The 18,539-nt window shown below is 36.8% G+C and carries 17 protein-coding genes and 2 pseudogenes; 18 read left to right on the forward strand and 1 reads right to left on the reverse strand.

Annotated features, from left to right (window positions below; all coding sequences use genetic code 11):
- Positions 1-188: 188 nt before the first annotated feature.
- From ACH59B_RS08295 to ACH59B_RS08360, 14 genes and pseudogenes are all read left to right on the forward strand, one after another.
- Entirely contained in the window at positions 189-1,520 is a 1,332-nt protein-coding gene (locus ACH59B_RS08295) for a helix-turn-helix transcriptional regulator (RefSeq protein WP_044788197.1), read from the forward strand.
- 330 nt (positions 1,521-1,850) lie between these two features.
- Positions 1,851-3,221 carry a helix-turn-helix domain-containing protein gene (locus tag ACH59B_RS08300; RefSeq protein ID WP_017426699.1) on the forward strand — a complete coding sequence of 457 codons (1,371 nt, stop codon included), beginning with the start codon at positions 1,851-1,853 and terminating at the stop codon, positions 3,219-3,221.
- Positions 3,222-3,513: 292 nt separating this feature from the next.
- Positions 3,514-4,857 carry a WXG100 family type VII secretion target gene (locus tag ACH59B_RS08305; protein ID WP_404303619.1) on the forward strand — a complete coding sequence of 448 codons (1,344 nt, stop codon included), beginning with the start codon at positions 3,514-3,516 and terminating at the stop codon, positions 4,855-4,857.
- The gene (locus tag ACH59B_RS08310) at positions 4,857-5,345 is read left to right on the forward strand and encodes a hypothetical protein (RefSeq protein WP_016820446.1); all 489 of its coding nucleotides are present in this window, start codon (positions 4,857-4,859) and stop codon (positions 5,343-5,345) included. Before ACH59B_RS08305 ends, ACH59B_RS08310 begins: the two co-directional genes overlap by 1 nt.
- Before the next feature lie 722 nt (positions 5,346-6,067).
- Complete coding sequence (locus ACH59B_RS08315) at positions 6,068-6,847, forward strand: hypothetical protein (protein ID WP_225164862.1); 780 nt, start codon at positions 6,068-6,070, stop codon at positions 6,845-6,847.
- A 129-nt stretch (positions 6,848-6,976) separates the two neighbouring features.
- Entirely contained in the window at positions 6,977-7,102 is a 126-nt protein-coding gene (locus tag ACH59B_RS08320; protein ID WP_016820444.1) for a hypothetical protein, read from the forward strand.
- A gap of 667 nt (positions 7,103-7,769) precedes the next feature.
- Complete coding sequence (locus tag ACH59B_RS08325; protein WP_123796962.1) at positions 7,770-8,318, forward strand: RNA 2'-phosphotransferase; 549 nt, start codon at positions 7,770-7,772, stop codon at positions 8,316-8,318.
- 193 nt (positions 8,319-8,511) lie between these two features.
- Positions 8,512-8,631, forward strand: a pseudogene (locus ACH59B_RS08330) (DUF1805 domain-containing protein); the annotation flags it as partial.
- A 935-nt stretch (positions 8,632-9,566) separates the two neighbouring features.
- Positions 9,567-9,959 (forward strand): hypothetical protein, encoded by a 393-nt coding sequence (locus tag ACH59B_RS08335; protein ID WP_123796963.1) that lies wholly within the window; start codon positions 9,567-9,569, stop codon positions 9,957-9,959.
- A 1,312-nt stretch (positions 9,960-11,271) separates the two neighbouring features.
- Positions 11,272-12,414 (forward strand): hypothetical protein, encoded by a 1,143-nt coding sequence (locus ACH59B_RS08340; protein WP_107735294.1) that lies wholly within the window; start codon positions 11,272-11,274, stop codon positions 12,412-12,414.
- Between the two features lie 101 nt (positions 12,415-12,515).
- A complete protein-coding gene (locus tag ACH59B_RS08345) occupies positions 12,516-13,070 on the forward strand; it encodes a hypothetical protein (RefSeq protein WP_123796964.1) in 555 nt (184 codons plus the stop codon).
- 332 nt (positions 13,071-13,402) lie between these two features.
- On the forward strand, positions 13,403-13,645 hold the full coding sequence (locus tag ACH59B_RS08350; protein ID WP_123796965.1) for a DUF1871 family protein: 243 nt from the start codon (positions 13,403-13,405) through the stop codon (positions 13,643-13,645).
- A gap of 519 nt (positions 13,646-14,164) precedes the next feature.
- A complete protein-coding gene (locus tag ACH59B_RS08355; protein ID WP_123796966.1) occupies positions 14,165-14,710 on the forward strand; it encodes a hypothetical protein in 546 nt (181 codons plus the stop codon).
- A gap of 159 nt (positions 14,711-14,869) precedes the next feature.
- Positions 14,870-15,508, forward strand: coding sequence for a restriction endonuclease (locus tag ACH59B_RS08360; RefSeq protein ID WP_123796967.1), 639 nt, complete (start codon positions 14,870-14,872; stop codon positions 15,506-15,508).
- A gap of 192 nt (positions 15,509-15,700) precedes the next feature.
- Here the strand turns inward: ACH59B_RS08360 and ACH59B_RS08365 are convergent, their stop codons facing one another.
- Positions 15,701-16,192 (reverse strand): hypothetical protein, encoded by a 492-nt coding sequence (locus ACH59B_RS08365; protein WP_123796968.1) that lies wholly within the window; start codon positions 16,190-16,192, stop codon positions 15,701-15,703.
- A 232-nt stretch (positions 16,193-16,424) separates the two neighbouring features.
- On the opposite strand from ACH59B_RS08365, the gene ACH59B_RS08370 reads away from it, so the two are divergent.
- From ACH59B_RS08370 to ACH59B_RS08385, 4 genes and pseudogenes are all read left to right on the forward strand, one after another.
- A complete protein-coding gene (locus ACH59B_RS08370; RefSeq protein ID WP_249507498.1) occupies positions 16,425-16,472 on the forward strand; it encodes a hypothetical protein in 48 nt (15 codons plus the stop codon).
- 15 nt (positions 16,473-16,487) lie between these two features.
- Positions 16,488-16,670 carry a hypothetical protein gene (locus ACH59B_RS08375; RefSeq protein ID WP_225164863.1) on the forward strand — a complete coding sequence of 61 codons (183 nt, stop codon included), beginning with the start codon at positions 16,488-16,490 and terminating at the stop codon, positions 16,668-16,670.
- 610 nt (positions 16,671-17,280) lie between these two features.
- The gene (locus ACH59B_RS08380; RefSeq protein WP_225164864.1) at positions 17,281-17,610 is read left to right on the forward strand and encodes a hypothetical protein; all 330 of its coding nucleotides are present in this window, start codon (positions 17,281-17,283) and stop codon (positions 17,608-17,610) included.
- Between the two features lie 96 nt (positions 17,611-17,706).
- Positions 17,707-18,521 (forward strand): annotated as a pseudogene (locus tag ACH59B_RS08385) (WXG100 family type VII secretion target); the annotation flags it as partial.
- Positions 18,522-18,539: the final 18 nt, after the last annotated feature.

The following is an 18,539-nucleotide window of genomic DNA, read 5'->3' on the forward strand; positions in this document are numbered from 1 at the left end:
TTAAGTAAGGTTCTGAAAGGTATATGATATTGTGCCAAAAGATGGTACAATGAATTGCGGAAAGGCTATACAATCATTGGATTGCAATAGTCCTTTTTTAATGAGCTGATATCCTACTAAGTTCCTGACAAGGGGTGGTTACTTTGTACAACACAACAACCACGATACTCACAGAGATAGCAAAACATATGAGAGATCATGATTTAATCCTAAGTGATTTAGCTAGAGCAGCCGAAATGAATCCGGGCACCATGAGCAGTATTATTAATGGGAATCGCACACTTTCAGTCGATCAGTTAGACCGAATTACACAAGCGATGGGCTATCCCGTTGGTTATTACTATGAACGCTACGTGTCTGAGTATTTAGCAGAGGCTAATCCGAATTGGCGTCGAATGAGTCCTTTTATACATAATTGTGCGAGACTCAATAAATTGGACTGCATTCATGATGTGGTTAATTTATTGATGGATAAACTAGGCTATTCAGAATCTTTATTTGAGCTTGCCGAAGAATTATTTCATGAAAAAATGTATCAAGCGGCAACCATACTTTATGAAAATGTGGCTATAAGTGAAAAAAAGCAATATTCGGAACGTCTGGCTATTTGTCAGTACCGTTTGTTCCATACTAGGCAAGGAGATAATCAAGAGAAAAACTATGAAGCAGCCGTTCAATTTGAAATATACGTTGATCGACTAGATGAGATCGAACAGTTAGATGCATTAAAAGATCTGGCGAATACATACCGCTCGTTACGAAAATGGGACAAAGTAGAATTATTCGCTAAAGCTCTGGGAGACAAGGCAAAAATTCAATATAAACTGGAGCAAGAACGCCATCCATCCAAAAAAGAAAATGCAAAGAAACCAAGCTTTCCTCTGTTTGCGTATTGGGCTTTTTCTCATTTGCTTCGTGATGAGGTTTGTGAAGCACATAAAGATTATGAGAAAGCGCTTCAACATACGTACACATATGGTGACTTAAGTTGGGTGAAAGAGTCAGATGAAATCACTTCAGAATGGAAAATGAGATATAAAGAATGGTCTGAAGCCAATACTTATGTAAATAAACTTCACGCTGGTGAAATTGGTGTTCTGGCTGATTATGTAGCGTTTTTTTCTTCAAGGAATGAAGAGACACTTCCCGGGTTAGATAACGTAATTGAAGCTGCTAATCGATTTAATTTAAATGTTGATCATATTCTAAATCAATTTCAAACGGAAATTTTAGCTATGCGAGATAAACATGAAGGTGTAGGTGTCTACAATCAACAATTTATTATAGAACGTTATATTCATTTTACATGTGAATTAGCGGTTTACTACTTTAACAAAAATAATTTTGCAGATGGATTTAATTTTTTATTAAGTTGCTTGGAAAAATCTACATTAGTAAATAATAAATCGTATATAATTAAATGTGTAAAGCTGTATGAATCCTATCTGGAGTATGCATCGTTTGAGACGAAGGCAGCCTACAGAAATTTGATTAATAAGGTGGATGATGATGGGACGTAAAGTGATGATAGCTTTCTTGGTAACAAGTTTTACACTAGCAGCGGTAATGGTTACCCCCCTTCAGTATCAAGACAAAGGATCTACTTACGAGCCGACTGGAAAACACGGAGGAATGTGAGGGTAAAAAGGCCTCAAGTTCAAGGCCACAGTAGAACCTAGAAAATCACCAATGTTAAGTGGTTAGACGGAATGATCCGTCTAGCCTTTTTATTACCTATTTCGCTGTATATAAGCAATATGAGAAAATCTTCTTTTGAGAAATATATGTAAAAAGTGCAAAAATGTTATGTGTGTTGTATGTCGAGTTTATGTTGAAAGGGTGGTTTATCTATGGAGATCACACCTACGATTAGAGCAGAAGTACAAACCTATCTGATACGGAAAAGCTTAACCATGACCGAGTTTGGTCACATGATTGATTTGAATGTAGGTACAGTTAGTGGCATTGTGACGGGCAACCGGTCTATTTCTGTTCACCAGCTAGATCGCATCACTATGGGAATGGATTTACCACCGGATTATTTTTATGAACGTTATATTGATGAATGTATTGAGGAAGAACCGCTCAACTGGCGAAGAATCAGCCCTTTTTTGTACCGATGCGTGGAGTTAGGACGACTTGATTGCTTGCGAAGAGTTGCAGGTATGTTGCTAGATAATCCTGTTTATCTTCCTTCACTTTTTGAAGTAGCCGAGGATTCTTTTAAAAAGGGTAATACTGAAGCAGCGGCGTTCCTTTATGAAAACGTGTCAGAAGGGGAAAAGTATCAGTATTCAGAACGTTTGGCGGTTTGCCAGTATCGATTGTTTACGATTCGTATTGGAGACGATCAAGAGAAAAACTATGATGCAGCCATTCAATTTGAGCCTTACGTTGAACGGTTAGATGAGATAGATCAGTTAGAGGCATTAAAAGACTTGGCGAATACATACCGTTCGTTACGAAAATGGGATAAAGTAGAACTATTCGCTAAAGCAATGGAGATAAAAGCAGATATTCAATATAAGTTAGATCAAAGTAATAATGTAAAAAAAGAGAACTCAAAGAAACCTGTTTCTCCAGCTTTTGCTTACTGGGCGTTTTCTCATCTGCTTCGTGCTGAAGTGTGTGAAGCACATAAAGATTATGAGAAGGCGCTTCAACATACGTACAAATATGCTGATTTAAGTTGGGTGAAGGAAACCGATGAAATCAGTTTGGAATGGAAAAAGCGATTTAAAAAATGGGCTAAAGCCAACGCTTATGTAAATAAGCTTCATGCTGGTGAAGTTGGTATATTGGCTGATTATGTAACATATTTTTCTTCAAGAAAAGAAGAGACACTTCCCGGATTAGATAATGTAATTGAAGCTGCAAATCGATTTCATTTAGATGTTGATCATATTCTAAAACAATTTGAAACGGAAATTTTCACATTACTGGATAATCCTGAGTGTTCGGGCGTGTACAATCAACAATTCACTACAGAACGTTTTACTCATTTTTTAAGGGAGTTGGCGATCTATCTTTTGCGCAAGGGGAGGTTTTCGGAAGGATTCACATTTTTGTTCAGCTGTTTGGAAAAGTCTGCTGAAGCTAATAATAGAATACAAGCAATCAGATGTATGAGATTGTTTACACATTTTAAAGAACATGCATCTGCTCATACGAGGGCAGTCTATGGAGATCTGATTAAAGCGGTTAACGAAGAGGAAGAGTAAGCTGATCCCACCATTCCAATTGCAAATAAAATGCTTTTAAGTTCAAAACTACACCTGACATTGATTCCTGAGTTACAGGGTATGTTGTTCGAGATTTGAAAGCTAACAGTGCTGCTCATTGATTTAAATAACTTATAACAAGGGAGTGTGATACTTAAGACATAATAGAATTGTTTATTTCAGTTCGAACTTCATATGGATTAAAAGGAAATAACAGGATAGTAGATGGATTTTCCTAAATCACCCCTTCTGATAGGATTATTTCCATCAAAATTAAAGTGAGCGTGGTAGAATGGGGAGAATTTTAGTTCCACCTGACAAATTGATGGAAGTGGCTGATCAGTTCTTACACGGAAAGCATGAAATGGATCGTATGCTGAATTTTCTGAGTGGACGAATTGATTTTGTCCAACAAGGCTGGTCTGGAGCTACCCGAGAAAGATTTTTTCAGGAATTTCAGGTTTCTCGACAATCCATGAGTGTAACGCTTGAACGACTTTCTACGGTTGCACAAGAACTCATCTTTATTTCAAATAACTTCACACAGGTAGACGGGGAAAAAGTCGTATTAGATGTGCCAGGGAATGGTGTACCTATCAAAACAGCATCCAGCGGTGAAGGTTGGTTACATAAAATTTTTGAACAGATTGGAAAAGCGGAGATTACCAAGGCCGAAGCCCAACTGGAAGCTAGCAAGCTACAAGGAGAAATTTTCTGGGATACTGCACAGGGAGCAAAAGGTGCTATTCAGGAAGATTTAACCTTAGGGATACTGCCTGATAAAGAACGGGATTATGATCATCCTATGGCAGCTAAAGTAGGCGAAATTCTCGGTCACGTAGCTACGACATTGCAGGGCGCCGGTGAGGTAGTAGCTGGACTAGGTGGAGAAGGATTATCAGTTGCTGTTTCATCTACAGGAGTTGGAAGTATCGTTGGAGTACCAGGATTAATTGGATCTGCAGCTTTGGCAGCGCATGGAAGTACCACCGCATTTAAAGGTGCAAGTGGAATAGGAGAAAAAACAGCCGAATTGTGGCAGATGGTGAAAGGAGAAGGCGGAGGCTCATCAAAATCTACCCCTTCTTCGGGAGCTAAGGCAGAAAAGGCTCCACATGTGATCGAGGGAACCCACAATAATAATATGGGTAGCATAATTAAGGAAGGAAATAAGACAAAATATACAAACCCTGCTGGCAATGAATTGACATGGGTTGATCAACATCCCAAAAATATTAACCGGGATATTGAGAACTTTATGAATAGCTCAGATGTAGGAAAGGCAACTGAAGCAAAAGTAGCTGGCTTTTTAAAAGAAGAACGGGAAGTCACAGGTTTTGGACAAAAAATATTAAAGAAAGATGGTCAACTTGCAGGTGATTTAGATGTAGTTACAAAAAATGAATTAATTGAGGTTAAGGCTTCAATTAAAGCAGTTAAAGAAGGACAACTTGAGAAAATGACAATTACAACTGATAAGCTTTATTTTAATCCAGAACAGAAGAAAGTTATACTTTATATTGATAAGCCTTTGGGCAATCTATCTCAAAGCAATATAGAAAAATTAGATAATATCAAGAAACTAGGAGTAACTGTTGTAAATTCCTTGGAGGAATTAAGAAAGGTGGTTAAGTGATGGGGAGTTCGGCTTTTATTTTAATAGAACGAGAAAAATATACACCTGAGAAATTACTAGGAGATGCAATCGTAGCTGCCTTTCATGCAGATGCTGGATTATATTTTGACAATGATAAAAAATATAAGAACGAGCAGTTTTTTTCAACAACTCTAAATATTTCTTATAACCCACTAGGTACTGAAAATAACCAGCAGTTTATATTCTATATTGACGGAATTGAAAATCACGAAATTAATTATGAGCATGATGAGGATGTTAGTGGATTAGATTCAAGCTTGTCCTTGTACCAAGTAGGATATATTGAAGATGTTTATGGTGTTGAAGAGCTTATTTTTCGATTTATATATGAATATCTCAAACTTAATCCTACTGACTATTTTTGGATTCCTGATTATGATTGGGTTTACAGTTGGGAGGATATGCAGAAGTTTAGATCTCTGCCTTATGATCCAAACTGGTGCTATAAAAATCCTAAATCAATATAATTTACAACGATTAATGAATATCTATAAGCTTGCTCCTTTAACAATAAAATGGGAGCAAGCTTTTTTCATAGTAATTTATCTGATAAAGAAGATAATTTGCATGCACCTAAGAATTAAGAGGCGGGTTTAAACAGGAGAGTCTTCAGTCAGGCTACTAACTTAGCGATATGGGTAAAGTATACAGAAGGTGCGTGAATGTTATGAAGTATGATACATTCTTAAAATTATGGGAAGAACAAAATAGTCTAATGAGACTATTGTTCTGTGAAAATAAAGTGTTAGACTGAAAAACAAAGCATTAGACCGTGAAAAATAAAGTTGTAGACTGGCAGCCGGCGTTAGCCGACGGGCAGGATAACGCAACCATTAGATGGACTTATGGTTCTCATATGATACAATTTATCCCAGAAGTATCTTCGCGGGTTAATGAAAAGCAGCGGTGACGAACTAATAGGAGACCAACACAAAAAAGTGGTGGTTTTATGGATATGCAATAATAGTTTACTATAGGATCTTATTCCTCGGTTCGTCTGAACCGATTGTAACGGAGATTCATGAAGTACCTGGAGAGATGGAAATAAAAGTGTTACCTGACAATGGACAGAGCGGGATTGGAAGAGCGGAAGTGAAGTGGCAAAGCCCGTAAGCGTAGGTCACAGCTCATAATACGAACGGAGAACTATAGCTTAACCAAGAAATTACTGGAAAATGCGGAGGGTAATTTGGATCGCAATTCGCTGGAATCGAGCGAAGATTCACTTCGCAGACAACTGGTGGCACTACGCGCCGAATGGAACTTGGTACTAAAAGGAGGGGGAGGACACATGCGAGAAGAACAGGAAATATTCGTGGGCAAAGGATATAATAGGTCGTACGCAATTGCTACGGGTCTACCGATTTTAAATATTAGGGGTAGCTTATCGCGTGAAAGTAACGGCCAACTACCGTTTCCGTGGGTGACAACAGGCATCAAGATTGATAAAGAACAGATGTTGGAAACCGTTATGAAGCAGAAGACACTCGAGTATTTGTTCAAGATGCAATTCAGTAAGGAGGAAATGACCGACCGCAATTTGGTTGTAGGCTGTTATGAATATAAGAATCCGAATGACAAGGAACAAATAACGCTATATGCGCTGGTTTCGTTGAAGGAATTTCTCGCGAGATACGGCGATGAACGGGCATCAGAGATTCTGATGCGAGTTGGCTGCGCATACGAGAAGATTATGGAAGAATGCGATGAAGCCATTGAAGAACACTATGCAGTGTTGCGCCGGGCACTTCATTTGAAGAATCTGAGGGACAAATATGACGTCGTTTACGAGTGGGTTGAAGAGGAAGGGCAAAAGACGTACATAAACAGATACACCAAATCGAGTTATACGAAGATTAAAGCTGAATCATTCGTAGAGTTGACCAAACTCTATGATGAACAACGGAAGAAGGATGCAAAGAAGACGTTCTCGACTCTGGAGCCGTTAGAAGCATTCATGCAAGCATAAGAAAACCGCCCCTTTACGGGGCGGTTATTCAACGTTTCATCGAACGAAGATTCGAGGAATATCCAGCGATAGAGAGGATTCTCGACAGTCGCATCGGAAAGTGCTGACCCGTACGCCAGATATGGTCGAATGGAACTGATGGAAGACGTTGATCCAGCCAATTATTTCGGCAAAACCATAGAGGTGGAACGATTTAAGGCGATTGGAAGCCTAGCGATTCAGGGAGAATTTATCGACCTCGGTGTTTCTTACTGACGGCAAGCCGATCGGTAGCACCGAAACGGTTGTAGATATCAACGGGGGTGACATGTTCTCGCTCCCTAGTGGCAAGCCGCTGCAGAGTATAAGTGGCAAGTCCTTCGAGGCGTGGCAGCGCGACTAGCTGGATCGGTACGGCGGATGACAAGAACCTCATCTTGTATCAAATAAAATTTATCAAAACAGCCAGTCTTATCGCATGAAATAATTTTACACCACTTGTTACGCTAACAGAGAACGTTAGTTCAATAAACCAGCGGCAGTCTAGGACTTTATTTTCAGGTCCTTGACTGCCGCTGGTTTTATATTTGGGTCAGTCTAAAACTTATTATTCCAAGTCTGACGATTTAGCAATTCAGAATCAGCTTAGGAGCAACAAATCCAGTCTAAATCTTTATTTTCATCGGACAACTATTAGAGAGAGGAGGGATTTAAGAATCGGAAATTTTTATCATGGATTTGATAAGAGGTATTTTCAGTTATTTTCATTGTGGGCTGGGACTTGCAAAAATATTGGAGGCTTATAACAGATACAGTCTAAGAGGTTTTTTAATTGGAGCTACATCTTTCCTTATCGGAGGTTTGGGGCTTTACTTCACAAGGCGCTATGTATCATTGGATAAGTTATTATAGGTAGACAAATATTTTATTAAAGGAGTATACAATGCTAACATCAAAACAAGAAGAGAGCCTTAGTAAATTTATAAGTAAGATTCTGAGGCATACACCAGAACAGTTTGGTCTTGAGCTAGACCATGAGGGTTATTGTGACATTCAAGACCTGATGCAAGGAATAAGATCAGAGAACAGATGGTCTGATGTCAGTGAGTCGGATATCGAGCAAGTAGTAAGCCATTGTCCAAAGCAGAGATATGAGATGGTTAATGGGTACATAAGAGCTAATTACGGGCACAGTGCAGGCAGATTGAATTATAAGGAAGCTACTCCACCAACGATTCTCTATCACGGTACAAACACAAAGGTAATCCATAACATTTTCACCGAAGGAATTAAGCCAATGGGGAGAAAGTATGTACATCTGTCTGAATCCCTTGAGTTTGCAATTTTAGCAGGCAAAAGACGTGGGGAACTGGTGATTCTCGAAGTAGACACAGCAAAGGCATTGGCTAATCAAGTGAAGTTTTATAAAGCCAACCATGGTGTTTGGCTTGCTGACCTTGTACCCCCACAGTATTTAAAGAAGCTTGAATAAAACGTAAACCCAAAACATTAACGATGATCACAAAGACTAGACAAAATCATTCCATATAGTCTCTGTGATATCGCCTATTTTGCTGTACATACATAATCCTCCTAAAATTTTGAATGTATCCACGGGTGTCCACACTTACCCGCAAATGTCGCATAAAATATCCCGGATGAACAAAGAGGAGGTGCATGTAACCATGATACACATGGAACTCATTCAAGTGGGTGAGCATACATTTATCGGAGTCGAGGTCTAACTGCCTAAAACAACCCTGTTGACGATCTCCAACTCCCGTGGTTACATCATGTGTGGTGCGTCTAAGATGTACCGAATTTGGGGCAGTGAAATTTTCCGCTGTTTAAGCCGTAAAGTAAAGCGGGACAAGCTTTCATAGCAATTTTCAATTTACTGATCTGTACTGATTCATTCTATTAAAATCTTATAAATGACTGAATTTTGTGACCGCATTTGTGACCTTTTTAAGGGGAACAAGCATGTGACTGTGCATTTTACTCCTGTGAGGTCTGCTCAAATGGTTGTTTGAGTTGAGCCATAAAAAATCTATTAAAAAGAAGATATTTGTATATGGACAAAATGATCGTACGATATAGCATTCTTTGGAACAGTGGTTTTGGAAAGTTTATTCTAGAGAAAAACTGCAACTGTGAATTGTGAAATGACCTTAAAAGATTACGAGTACCGACAGGAGAGTAAAGTAAATGAGATAAGCTCAAAGGAGAACGTTAAGCCAACGCAGATTAAAGCTACTGGGATTTTGAGACTTCCATATTCATAAAGTGAATAACAGCTTTAGAATGAACATGAGAGCGTATAACAGGTATATATGTTCAATGTACAACGTATTGATACCAGTTCATCAGCTACACATTAACAATAATTGAAATTGAAAGGCAATAAGATATCCTTCTTAAAGAGAATGATAGGGTAAACTTGTTGTCACTGAACACTCGTCAAGTAAACAAAATACAATACTTCTTCACAAAAGGGGGGGATTTATCAAATTTTATATTTACAATAAATAACAATTTATTAAATGACAATAAAGAAAGAACCTGTTTCTTCCAAAGAGAATATTGTATATTTTTTATTGCAAGATACAAACGTTGGAGGAGGAGTAAACGGTTTAATTTATACACAATGTTTTCGAGAAGTTTAGCTAATCTATTGTAAAATCATTAGATTAATTGGTAATTTTGATTCTCAATTTATTTCCTAAAGGAGATGTTAAATGTGAGAAAATTTCAGAAAATATCAATCTCTGCTTTTGCTTCCTTGATGATGATCTTAACACCTATACAAGCCGTTTTTGCTGACGAAGCCGTTACTAATAATACCCCTTCAGCACAGGAAATTCAGGACGTTGGAACTTTTGATTTTCAAGGAACAGAATGGGGAGATATCGGAAGTTCAACTCAGGATATATATATGACTGGGGCTATCAAGATTGTGGTTAATGCTTCTTCTACCAAAAGTTTTCCAGTTTATGCTGTCGACCCAAATGGTGGTGAAAAATTTTTAGGACAAATAAAGGGTAAAGAATATATAAAAACACAACTATATGGTTACTATAAAATTTACGTAGGTGGAAATATAAACGATGGATCATTCTACGTTTATTATTAAAAATCATTGGTTTTGCTTCACTATGAGAATATCGATAATAGTAATTTAAAGAGACTAGTCGGAAGGGAATTCCCTTCTGACTAGTCCTATTTTAATTGCTTAAACAGACCCTCAAAATATGTTTCTTACGATTCGATTTCAAATTTGGCAGAAGCACATACCACAGCAGCCGTTCGTATTCAACCACATACAAGCCCAACGGAGTCGTTAATGTGTTCGCTGGCATTGCCCTCCTAAATAATAGAGGGGCCTTTAAAGTTAACATATTTTTGAATAAAACATCAATTTTACCATCCAGTTGTCCACATATTGACGCTGACTGGATTTTTCTGTATCCAAATGCGTCATTGGGAAGCTTTCACGGGGTCATAGCTGATAGTATTGTTTACATAACGAAATGGGTGTCATCAAGTGCCACCCAAAGGATAATTTTGCTGATGGTAACCTTAACTTTCCAACCTCCAACTTTGACGCTTCGTTTCGGGTAATCCCAAAGCAAGTTTACATACAATCTTCACAGCCAACTTTGCGTTCTGAAAATAGCGTGACACTGAGTAACGCTATAATTGAACTCGTGTCCATTGTGGACGTGCGTTGCCAATCCAGACATGGTGAATTTCCATATCGTAATTCTAACCCTCTGAATCGAAAGGTATGAAAGCTAAACTTAATTATCGTGAAACGCGATATTCGAAATCCTATGCATGTGGAACGAAATTTCGTTTCCCCTTGTTACATAGTGAAGCTTGTTGGCGTATTGAGTGAATTGGCTGAATATTGTTTATCCAGAGGCCAGTACGAAAAGGGAGTTCGGTTCTTATTAGATGGTATGAGGAAATCAATTATAATTAATGATGAACGCTCAATCCTTCGTTACAGGATAATTGTCGAACGTTATCAGAAATTTGTCCTAACTGAAGCCAAGACGGAGTATCATAATTTAGAAAGCTATGCACGACGACTTTCTTATTAGTATTAGTCATAAGTACACAATCAACGAGTAGTCAAGTTACAACTATACCATCGGCAGCTCAAAGTGGTTGGTTTCAAGTTTAGAGCTGGCACATTGGTAGTTAGTACATTTGTATAAATAGTTCGGAGCGTTTATTCATATGCATTAAACCATGAAAATTAAGTGAAGGTTAGACGGGCTGTCCGTCTAACCTTTTTATTTTGTAAATGTGACAATGAATTGTTCGCATTTTTTAAAAATTATTATAAAAAATCCTTTTTTTATGAAAAAAATATTGTAAATCAATATACAACATTGTATATTATATCCTGTGTCTATCAAACATTGGGAGGTTTTTAGATGAAAAAGCATTTAGCAATTGCGGGGTTGGCCTTAATTATAGGTATGGCTCCTCTCACCTCAGTAAAAGCAGAAGGTAGTGCTGTACCATTGGATAAAGAGATCATCAAACAACAAATTGACAAGGATCGTATTGATCAAGTGAATTACCATCTTAATGAACTTGCACACCTGAACAAGACAGATCAGAATGACTACTTAAGCGAGTTTGGTATTAAAGTGAATAAAAAAAGCATTTCTGCATCTGAGTCTACATACAATAATGAATCATTAAAAGATGAGTTTGAAAACATATTGGATAATGCCTATATTTATACAATGGATGACAATGGATTTGTGTATGACAAAAATGGGGAAGTTGTTAATGAAATTGATTTAAATAAAAAGGAAGAGGGTGTAGAAAACAATATTGCTCTACAAAGAGCAACTATCGATCCCAATATTTTAGGCTCTAATAGTGGAGCTTTTGCTAGACAAGTAACGGCTACTGGATATAAAGGTATTAGAACAACGTTTACTTTACCTTCCTATCCTGCAATTAATGCACCTAATGGAAGTGTAGCTGGATATTTATATAATGGTATAGATGTGCTTTCTTCTTCTTATTTGAGTGGGTTTAAGCTTGAAGCTGGGTTACAGTATAGTCAAGCACAAAACAGCTATACTGCGGTTATTCATCCGCAGGGTACGCTACAGAATCCTATTCCAGATGGTTCCACTAGTGTTCCTCCTAGATACAAAGCAGGTACTAATGTTATAAGCAATGTTTTTTATGATACTACTACTTCGCGTTTTAAGTACTTTGTGAACGGAACTAATGTTAATGGTACAAATCAGTACCTTCTCTTTACTTATTCAAAACCACTGAGTAGCTCTGAGGTTTCTAATTTAGTTGTTAAAAGAGTTACAGCTTTAGCTAAAGAGAATTATTCTGGTGGTGACATTGGTAAAGTAACGGTTAATTATTCTGGTACTGAGGTTACGAGAATAGATGGATCAACAACTGATTTGACACAAGGCATTTTAAGTAGTCACACGTATAATGGAAAAACGTTTGGTACGTGTGATACGCCTAGTGGAGCAATAAGTAAATCTGGTAGTGTACCTTACCAAACAGTAACAGTTAATACTGTAGGTTTCTAAGTATATTGTAGTGTTAGGTCAGTGCCTGTATATGTTTTGAAATAGGTATTGACCTAACTAAGGTTATCAGCTACTTAATGAAAAGGTTTGGAGGGATATTTATGAGAAAAGCAGTTATATTTTTATTGTCTTTTTCATTATTTTTTGTTTTAGGAGGAATTATACAAGCAGCAAGTGTTAGTGATTCAATAGCCAAAAAAGCTGATCATGCGTACAACTCAAATCTTAAAAACACGGCTTTAACAATCTCATATAAGCAAAAAGGGAAACAATTTAATTATAAGTCCCGATATATACCTATAAAAGATTTGTTTGGTGGTTATGTCGATTCAGTTTCATGGGATGCTAAGAAGAAGGTAGCGCTTGTAGGAAATCAAGGGAAAGTGTTTGTATTGAATGTCTCGGGGAAAGAAATAACTCCTTTAAGTAACCAAATAGTTGCACCGACAGAATGGACACGTATTTCAAAGGGGAGCGTTGAAATAAAAGCATCAGTTATCGCTTATGTTTTTGATAGATACGGTAACACTTATAAAGATAAAGAAAGAGAAGCTTGGAGAGAAAAACTTGATTTTTTAGATATAAAAGAAACGGATGGTTTACCTGGTATAAGAGATGGCTATCTTCATGTTTCTCTAACATACAATGACAAATGATATTTAATTAGGTGTAGTCAACTTAATGACTACACCTTTTTTGATATTTGTGAAATATTTTTTCTTCCAGTTATATACTACATAATTCCTCTAATCATACTTTAGAAAGAATGCAAGAGCGAGGCGTAACCAAAGAAATGGCAGATTCTTGAGTGGAGAATGGGAAGGCCCTTTCCCAGAATAATGGTAGTAAGCATTTGTTTTTTTCAAAAGAAGGTGCTGCTGTAGTTGCTAACGACGGGACACTTGTTACAGTTATTCCTAAGAGTAAGTATGATGATGCATATAAAACACTATCTAAATCGTTATTTGGAGAGTAGGAGTGTATAGAAATGAACGATGATATTGTACAAATGATTAATGAATGGAACCCCGTCGAAATATATCCTTTATTAGAAGAGGAATATTATTCAGAAATACGTAGAATCCATGAAAAAAGTAAGGAAACAAACTCTGTTGAAGAATTAGCAAAGCAGATTCATTCGGTATTCGCTCAATCTTTTAAAAAGAAATTCGACAAAAGTATTGAAGAATGTCGGTCAATCGCTGAAAAGATAATTAATGTTACAAAATAATTTATTTTTGAGCTTGCTCCCTTAACAATAAATAGGAGTAAGCTTTCTCCATTTGAGCTTGCTACAAGCAACTCCTATAACGGATAGAGCGCACAAATTAAAATAGGAAGAAAGTATTTGGGTACTGACGGGAATTTGTATAGGAGCAATCAGCAAAATATTACCCATATACCAGTGGATCTTGGAATTAAAGATAGTAGATGTATATTCTTTAGTTGTTGTTAATCTGAACTTAAAAAGTAGCTATAACTTGATGGAAGAATCTTTAAACAAAGATTTGGATGAAGATAAGGGAAATCATCGAGGAAACTATAAATGAAATTGGTGAAGAGAGTTCAGAGCTACGTTCCAAATGCTTGAAAAAGTATTTAATGAATTTTGTTTATTATTTGTTTTGCATTTCTACTGTAATCATTCTAACGCTTCTTTAGAAATATCATGATAATAAAATAAGATATATTGTCTATTCCCTTCATTTCCCTTATGATAATTATACTATTACCAGACAAGGGGATACATATGAAGAAAGCTATTCTACTATTATTAATGTTTGTTGTTTTAATTCCATCACAAGTATTGGCGGCAACATCTACAAAAGCTATGTCAACAAGTGAAATCGAAAGAATATATTTTGAGAATTACAAAGATCGTGTAAAAGAAATTAAAGCTGCAGAAAAAAAGCTTAATGCTGTTCTAGGAGCAGAAGTTCGCCAGCTAACGCAAAGATTAAATCAAGCATCTGCACGTTATAAAAATGAAGTGAAAAATAAGTCTAGTAAAGCGGTAATAGCTCAAGCCAAGGCTGAATGCGATAAATTAAAGAAGCAGCTCAGCGTGGCAAAGGTGGAACTAAGTAAAAGTATTAAAAATTACAAGCGAGAAAGTGACCAAGTTTTAAAGGATATTGCAAAACAGAAAGCAGACCTTATAAAATTCATTAAGAATCACACGGCAGGAAAAGATAAACTTACGGAGTCCGAATTTAGCAATCAAGTTAATGGAGAAATTATGTCGATCGACAATTCATTTACTGGAGCTTTAAAAACATTAAGGGAAGCTGAATAATAGGAAGTGAGGCAGCAGGTATTACCTGTTGCCTTTTTATTTAGACTCATTTTTGTTTCTAATCTACTATATTTCTCTGAATTTAAATGGTAAATTGTACCTATTTGTTGTATTATAAGCAAGTGTGAAAAAGGGTTGAATAGCTAAGGAGGAGCAGAGTTGTACATATTTATAGTTGTTGGTGTCATTGCTGTATTACTTGCTTTGGTTCTGTTACGTTTTCTTAAAAGGCCCAAAGTCCAAGAGCGATATAAAGTAACGCAGGATATTGATCCTTACAAAATCGGCATAAGCGAAATTGATCGTATGGAAGATGGCAAGGATTTTGAAATTTATTTGTGCAAGCTGTTCAATTTCTTGGGTTATAGTGATGTGTATAAGACACAAGACAGTAGAGATTTTGGAGCAGATTTGGTATTTACAGATCGTGAGGGATACCGTAATGTCCTTCAGGCCAAACGGTATGCAGTCACCAATCCTGTTGGGTTGGGTGCGGTTCAAGAAGTGTATAGCTGTATGCGATTTTACAGAGCTAAGAAATCTATTGTGATTACTTCAAGTAAATACACAACCTCGTGTGAACAGTTAGCCAGTTATAATGGAGTGAAGCTGTTGGATCGCAATGATTTAATTCGAATGATTGAGCTATTCAAAGAACAACAGCACAGCAAAGTAAAAGATATCATCGAAGGAGAGCCTTATTTGAGTCTAGATTCATGGGATGATTATAGGAATAACAGTAAAGTGATTAAAAAGGATCGTAAGACTGAAAAATACCAGAAACAAACTGTGTTGTGACGAAGGAAAACGGGACCGGATCGGATAGGGATACCCCCTTACCGGTCCGGTTTTCGCTTTATCAGCAGTAAGTCCCCGTCAGCTTCTTTCCAAAATTCACCCAAAACGATATAGGGCTTCTCTTTTATATCTATTTTTCGTAATGATTCCAATTCTAAACGTGTACCTTCAATTGAAATATTCTCAACTACTTCAAAATGCTTTTTTTACATCGCTTGGCAGTTGAAAATCTAATGACGCTTCTACCTGTTCAATTTTATGTAAAGATGCGCCGCCATCCAAAACATCCGAATTACTGTAAACGTTTCTAAGCGAAGTCGCAAACTTTAGATATGTCTGGAATACTTGTGGTATCTTTTTGTTAAGATGGTCAAGTTGAATCTTATCCTGCTCTTTTTGAATCTTACGAAATGGCTTTGAATTCAGCTCCATAGTGTTGTTGGTATAGATCGGAATTTTCGAATGGAATGTTTCTCGCCGAAAGATATTCGACGGCTCTCTTTTGGCTGGCAAGGATAGGCACCCATCGAAAGTCGTGCTTGATGGGTTTGAGTTTAAGAAAAACGCCACGGGATAAGTGTTTTCCAATTGAACTTTATTTTCTTCCCACCATGCTTGCCGCTCTTCTGGAGACAGCTCGCATTGAGCTAATTGAACGAATGTCTTTTCAAATTTTTCTACCAATTCACAACCCTCCAAAAAACATCAAGTTATTGTTTTTATTCTTATGGTAGTCTGTTTTCTGGAAAAAGAGAACTAAAGGGTGTGATAACAAAACCGCACAAGAATTACTTGATAGTTATTCTGGAGAAGGTGATATGTTTAAAGCCGGACGAGAAAGGATTGATTTCGGAAAATCTACTAGGAAGTACTATAATAGAGATACTGGTAGCTCGAGGAAACAACAAAAGGAATTATTCATTACAATAGAGATGGCGCACATATTGTACCAGCAGCGCCCTAAACCAAGGAGGAATATATGGGATATGATTCTTTAATTAAAGCTATTATTTCAGTACCAAAAGAAGAACTAACAATTGATTGGGAAAATGGATTAAAGATTATTGGTACTAGGGACACCACCTATGAAACAAACAATAATTTAGATGAAGATGATAATGGGTTCCTTGAATATGATGCTGCGGTTATTGACGTTAAATAAATAGTATCTAAGCCAAATAACGATGAAGGAAGTATATATAAATGGTTATAAAAAGGAAAAAGTTCCTTTATTGAAATTTCTCTCCATGACGCCCCCCCCTAGCATGATCACATCTTCTGAAGGGTCTCTTATTTGGAAAAATGAATAAGTTAGATCAACCTTCTCAATTGAGTATTTTCCACTGAGTTGAGGATGATCTTTCCCTTACGAAACTTTAAGGGCATTGATTTGTATATTTATGATGGGTACATCAATAGTGTGGAACCATTTGTCGTAGTACTGAATGATAATGTTATATACAACGATAAACCTGAAAGTGAACCAGCTAATTTTTATTTAAGGTATTACTTAAAAAACACTTTGTAGTTAGGTTAAGCGAAGTAGTAAAAGAAGAAGAAAGCAAACTCTTAAATTTCAACTGGAAAAGCAACGACAAGCTATAAGCTATATATCAATTAAAGGAGAGGATTCCATGAAAAAAGGCATAAAAATTAGCGGAGCAGTTTTTGCTACTAAAGGTAACATTGATCACGAAAATTTATTGATAAGTTTATAGAGTTGTTGAACCTAATGGCTGGGAATTTGGTGATGGAGGGTGAGGAAAGAAGTGATGGTTAAATTAAAATTTTTGGGGTTGGCTGCCCTTACTGTTACGTTTGCTGTAGTTATTAGTAATAATGTTTTTGCTAGTGATGATACTTCAGAAGAAATGGAGAGTGTTACAAAAGCAGTAGTCCCTGATAGTGTATTAGAAGGACTTAATCATCCTGATAAAATTTATACTAAAGATGCATTATTTGTAAAAAAACCGCAATCTCTCCATGATGAAGATAAATTCAATCAAGATGAAATAGTCTACGACGTTTCAAAGACTACGGATAAAACAAAAGCCATCATTCAATATGACGCTACTTATATCAAGGAAGAAGACAGTAAATAGATTTGTGTAACTAAAGCATTTGAAGAGTTAAGTTGAATAATTAGAATATCTAGGGCGACTTCGGTTGCCCTTTTTATTATTCAATTTATCCAAGTCTTTTCCAACACTATGTCATATGGTATTCCAAAAGGAATGTATCAAGGGTACATGGAACGGGCAGCTAAACAAAACGATTCATGGAATGACATGCTCAATTTCGGTACATTTGGAATAACGGGTATGATTCAGGGAGCATTTAATCCTACCAATGCGTGGTCGAAGGAACACTGGGCTAATATGATCGGTACAGCAGGATTGTTTAGAGGAGTTAGTTCAGTTATTAAGCCTAAAATTGGGTTATCAGGGTCTATAAAATATACTCCATTAAAAGATGGAACTACCCGAATAATAGAAGAGGCGGACAATGCAAGAAAAATTATTGATACTAATGGCCTGCGTAATGAAGTGCCTTTAACTGTAGCACAAATTGAAGGTTTAACTCAGTATGCAAAAAAATTAGGGATGCCACAAGAAAATATCTGTGTAGCGGGGCCTAATGACACATCTCCTACTGGATTATTATTTGATACGATTCTCAATATAAATAATGATGTATTACCTTCTAATGCGACAGGTAAATTAGCAGCTAATAGCCGGATTACTGGTCATGGAACAATAGCGCATGAAGTTGTCGGACATTATGAAGCAGGACTAGCAGGGAGATACTTCCAGGTTATGGATGATTAATTTAACGTTATAACTAGGAACTTTGCACTTGACGAAGCCCAAGCAAGTATCCGAGCTGCACGATTTGCTCCTGATTTGACCCAATTAGAAAGAATTATGCTATTAAGAGATGGAATTACTAGATTAAAAACGAAGGTATCAAAATTAGGGAAGTTAAAGATATACTGTTCATACATGAACGTTAGAATGGAGAGGTTCTCTTT

The organism is Paenibacillus sp. DP01 (genome assembly GCF_044784315.1).
Classification (GTDB): Bacteria; Bacillota; Bacilli; order Paenibacillales; family Paenibacillaceae; genus Paenibacillus; species Paenibacillus polymyxa.

What these genes read in the sequence shown, in the direction of transcription:
- ACH59B_RS08295 (WP_044788197.1), top strand. Translation starts at nt 189, where the DNA reads ATGAGAGATCATGATTTAATCCTAAGTGATTTAGCTAGAGCAGCCGAA.
- ACH59B_RS08300 (WP_017426699.1), top strand. Translation starts at nt 1,851, where the DNA reads ATGGAGATCACACCTACGATTAGAGCAGAAGTACAAACCTATCTGATA.
- ACH59B_RS08305 (WP_404303619.1), top strand. Translation starts at nt 3,514, where the DNA reads ATGGGGAGAATTTTAGTTCCACCTGACAAATTGATGGAAGTGGCTGAT.
- ACH59B_RS08310 (WP_016820446.1), top strand. Translation starts at nt 4,857, where the DNA reads ATGGGGAGTTCGGCTTTTATTTTAATAGAACGAGAAAAATATACACCT.
- ACH59B_RS08320 (WP_016820444.1), top strand. Translation starts at nt 6,977, where the DNA reads ATGGAACTGATGGAAGACGTTGATCCAGCCAATTATTTCGGCAAAACC.
- ACH59B_RS08325 (WP_123796962.1), top strand. Translation starts at nt 7,770, where the DNA reads ATGCTAACATCAAAACAAGAAGAGAGCCTTAGTAAATTTATAAGTAAG.
- ACH59B_RS08340 (WP_107735294.1), top strand. Translation starts at nt 11,272, where the DNA reads ATGAAAAAGCATTTAGCAATTGCGGGGTTGGCCTTAATTATAGGTATG.
- ACH59B_RS08345 (WP_123796964.1), top strand. Translation starts at nt 12,516, where the DNA reads ATGAGAAAAGCAGTTATATTTTTATTGTCTTTTTCATTATTTTTTGTT.
- ACH59B_RS08350 (WP_123796965.1), top strand. Translation starts at nt 13,403, where the DNA reads ATGAACGATGATATTGTACAAATGATTAATGAATGGAACCCCGTCGAA.
- ACH59B_RS08355 (WP_123796966.1), top strand. Translation starts at nt 14,165, where the DNA reads ATGAAGAAAGCTATTCTACTATTATTAATGTTTGTTGTTTTAATTCCA.
- ACH59B_RS08375 (WP_225164863.1), top strand. Translation starts at nt 16,488, where the DNA reads ATGGGATATGATTCTTTAATTAAAGCTATTATTTCAGTACCAAAAGAA.
- ACH59B_RS08380 (WP_225164864.1), top strand. Translation starts at nt 17,281, where the DNA reads ATGGTTAAATTAAAATTTTTGGGGTTGGCTGCCCTTACTGTTACGTTT.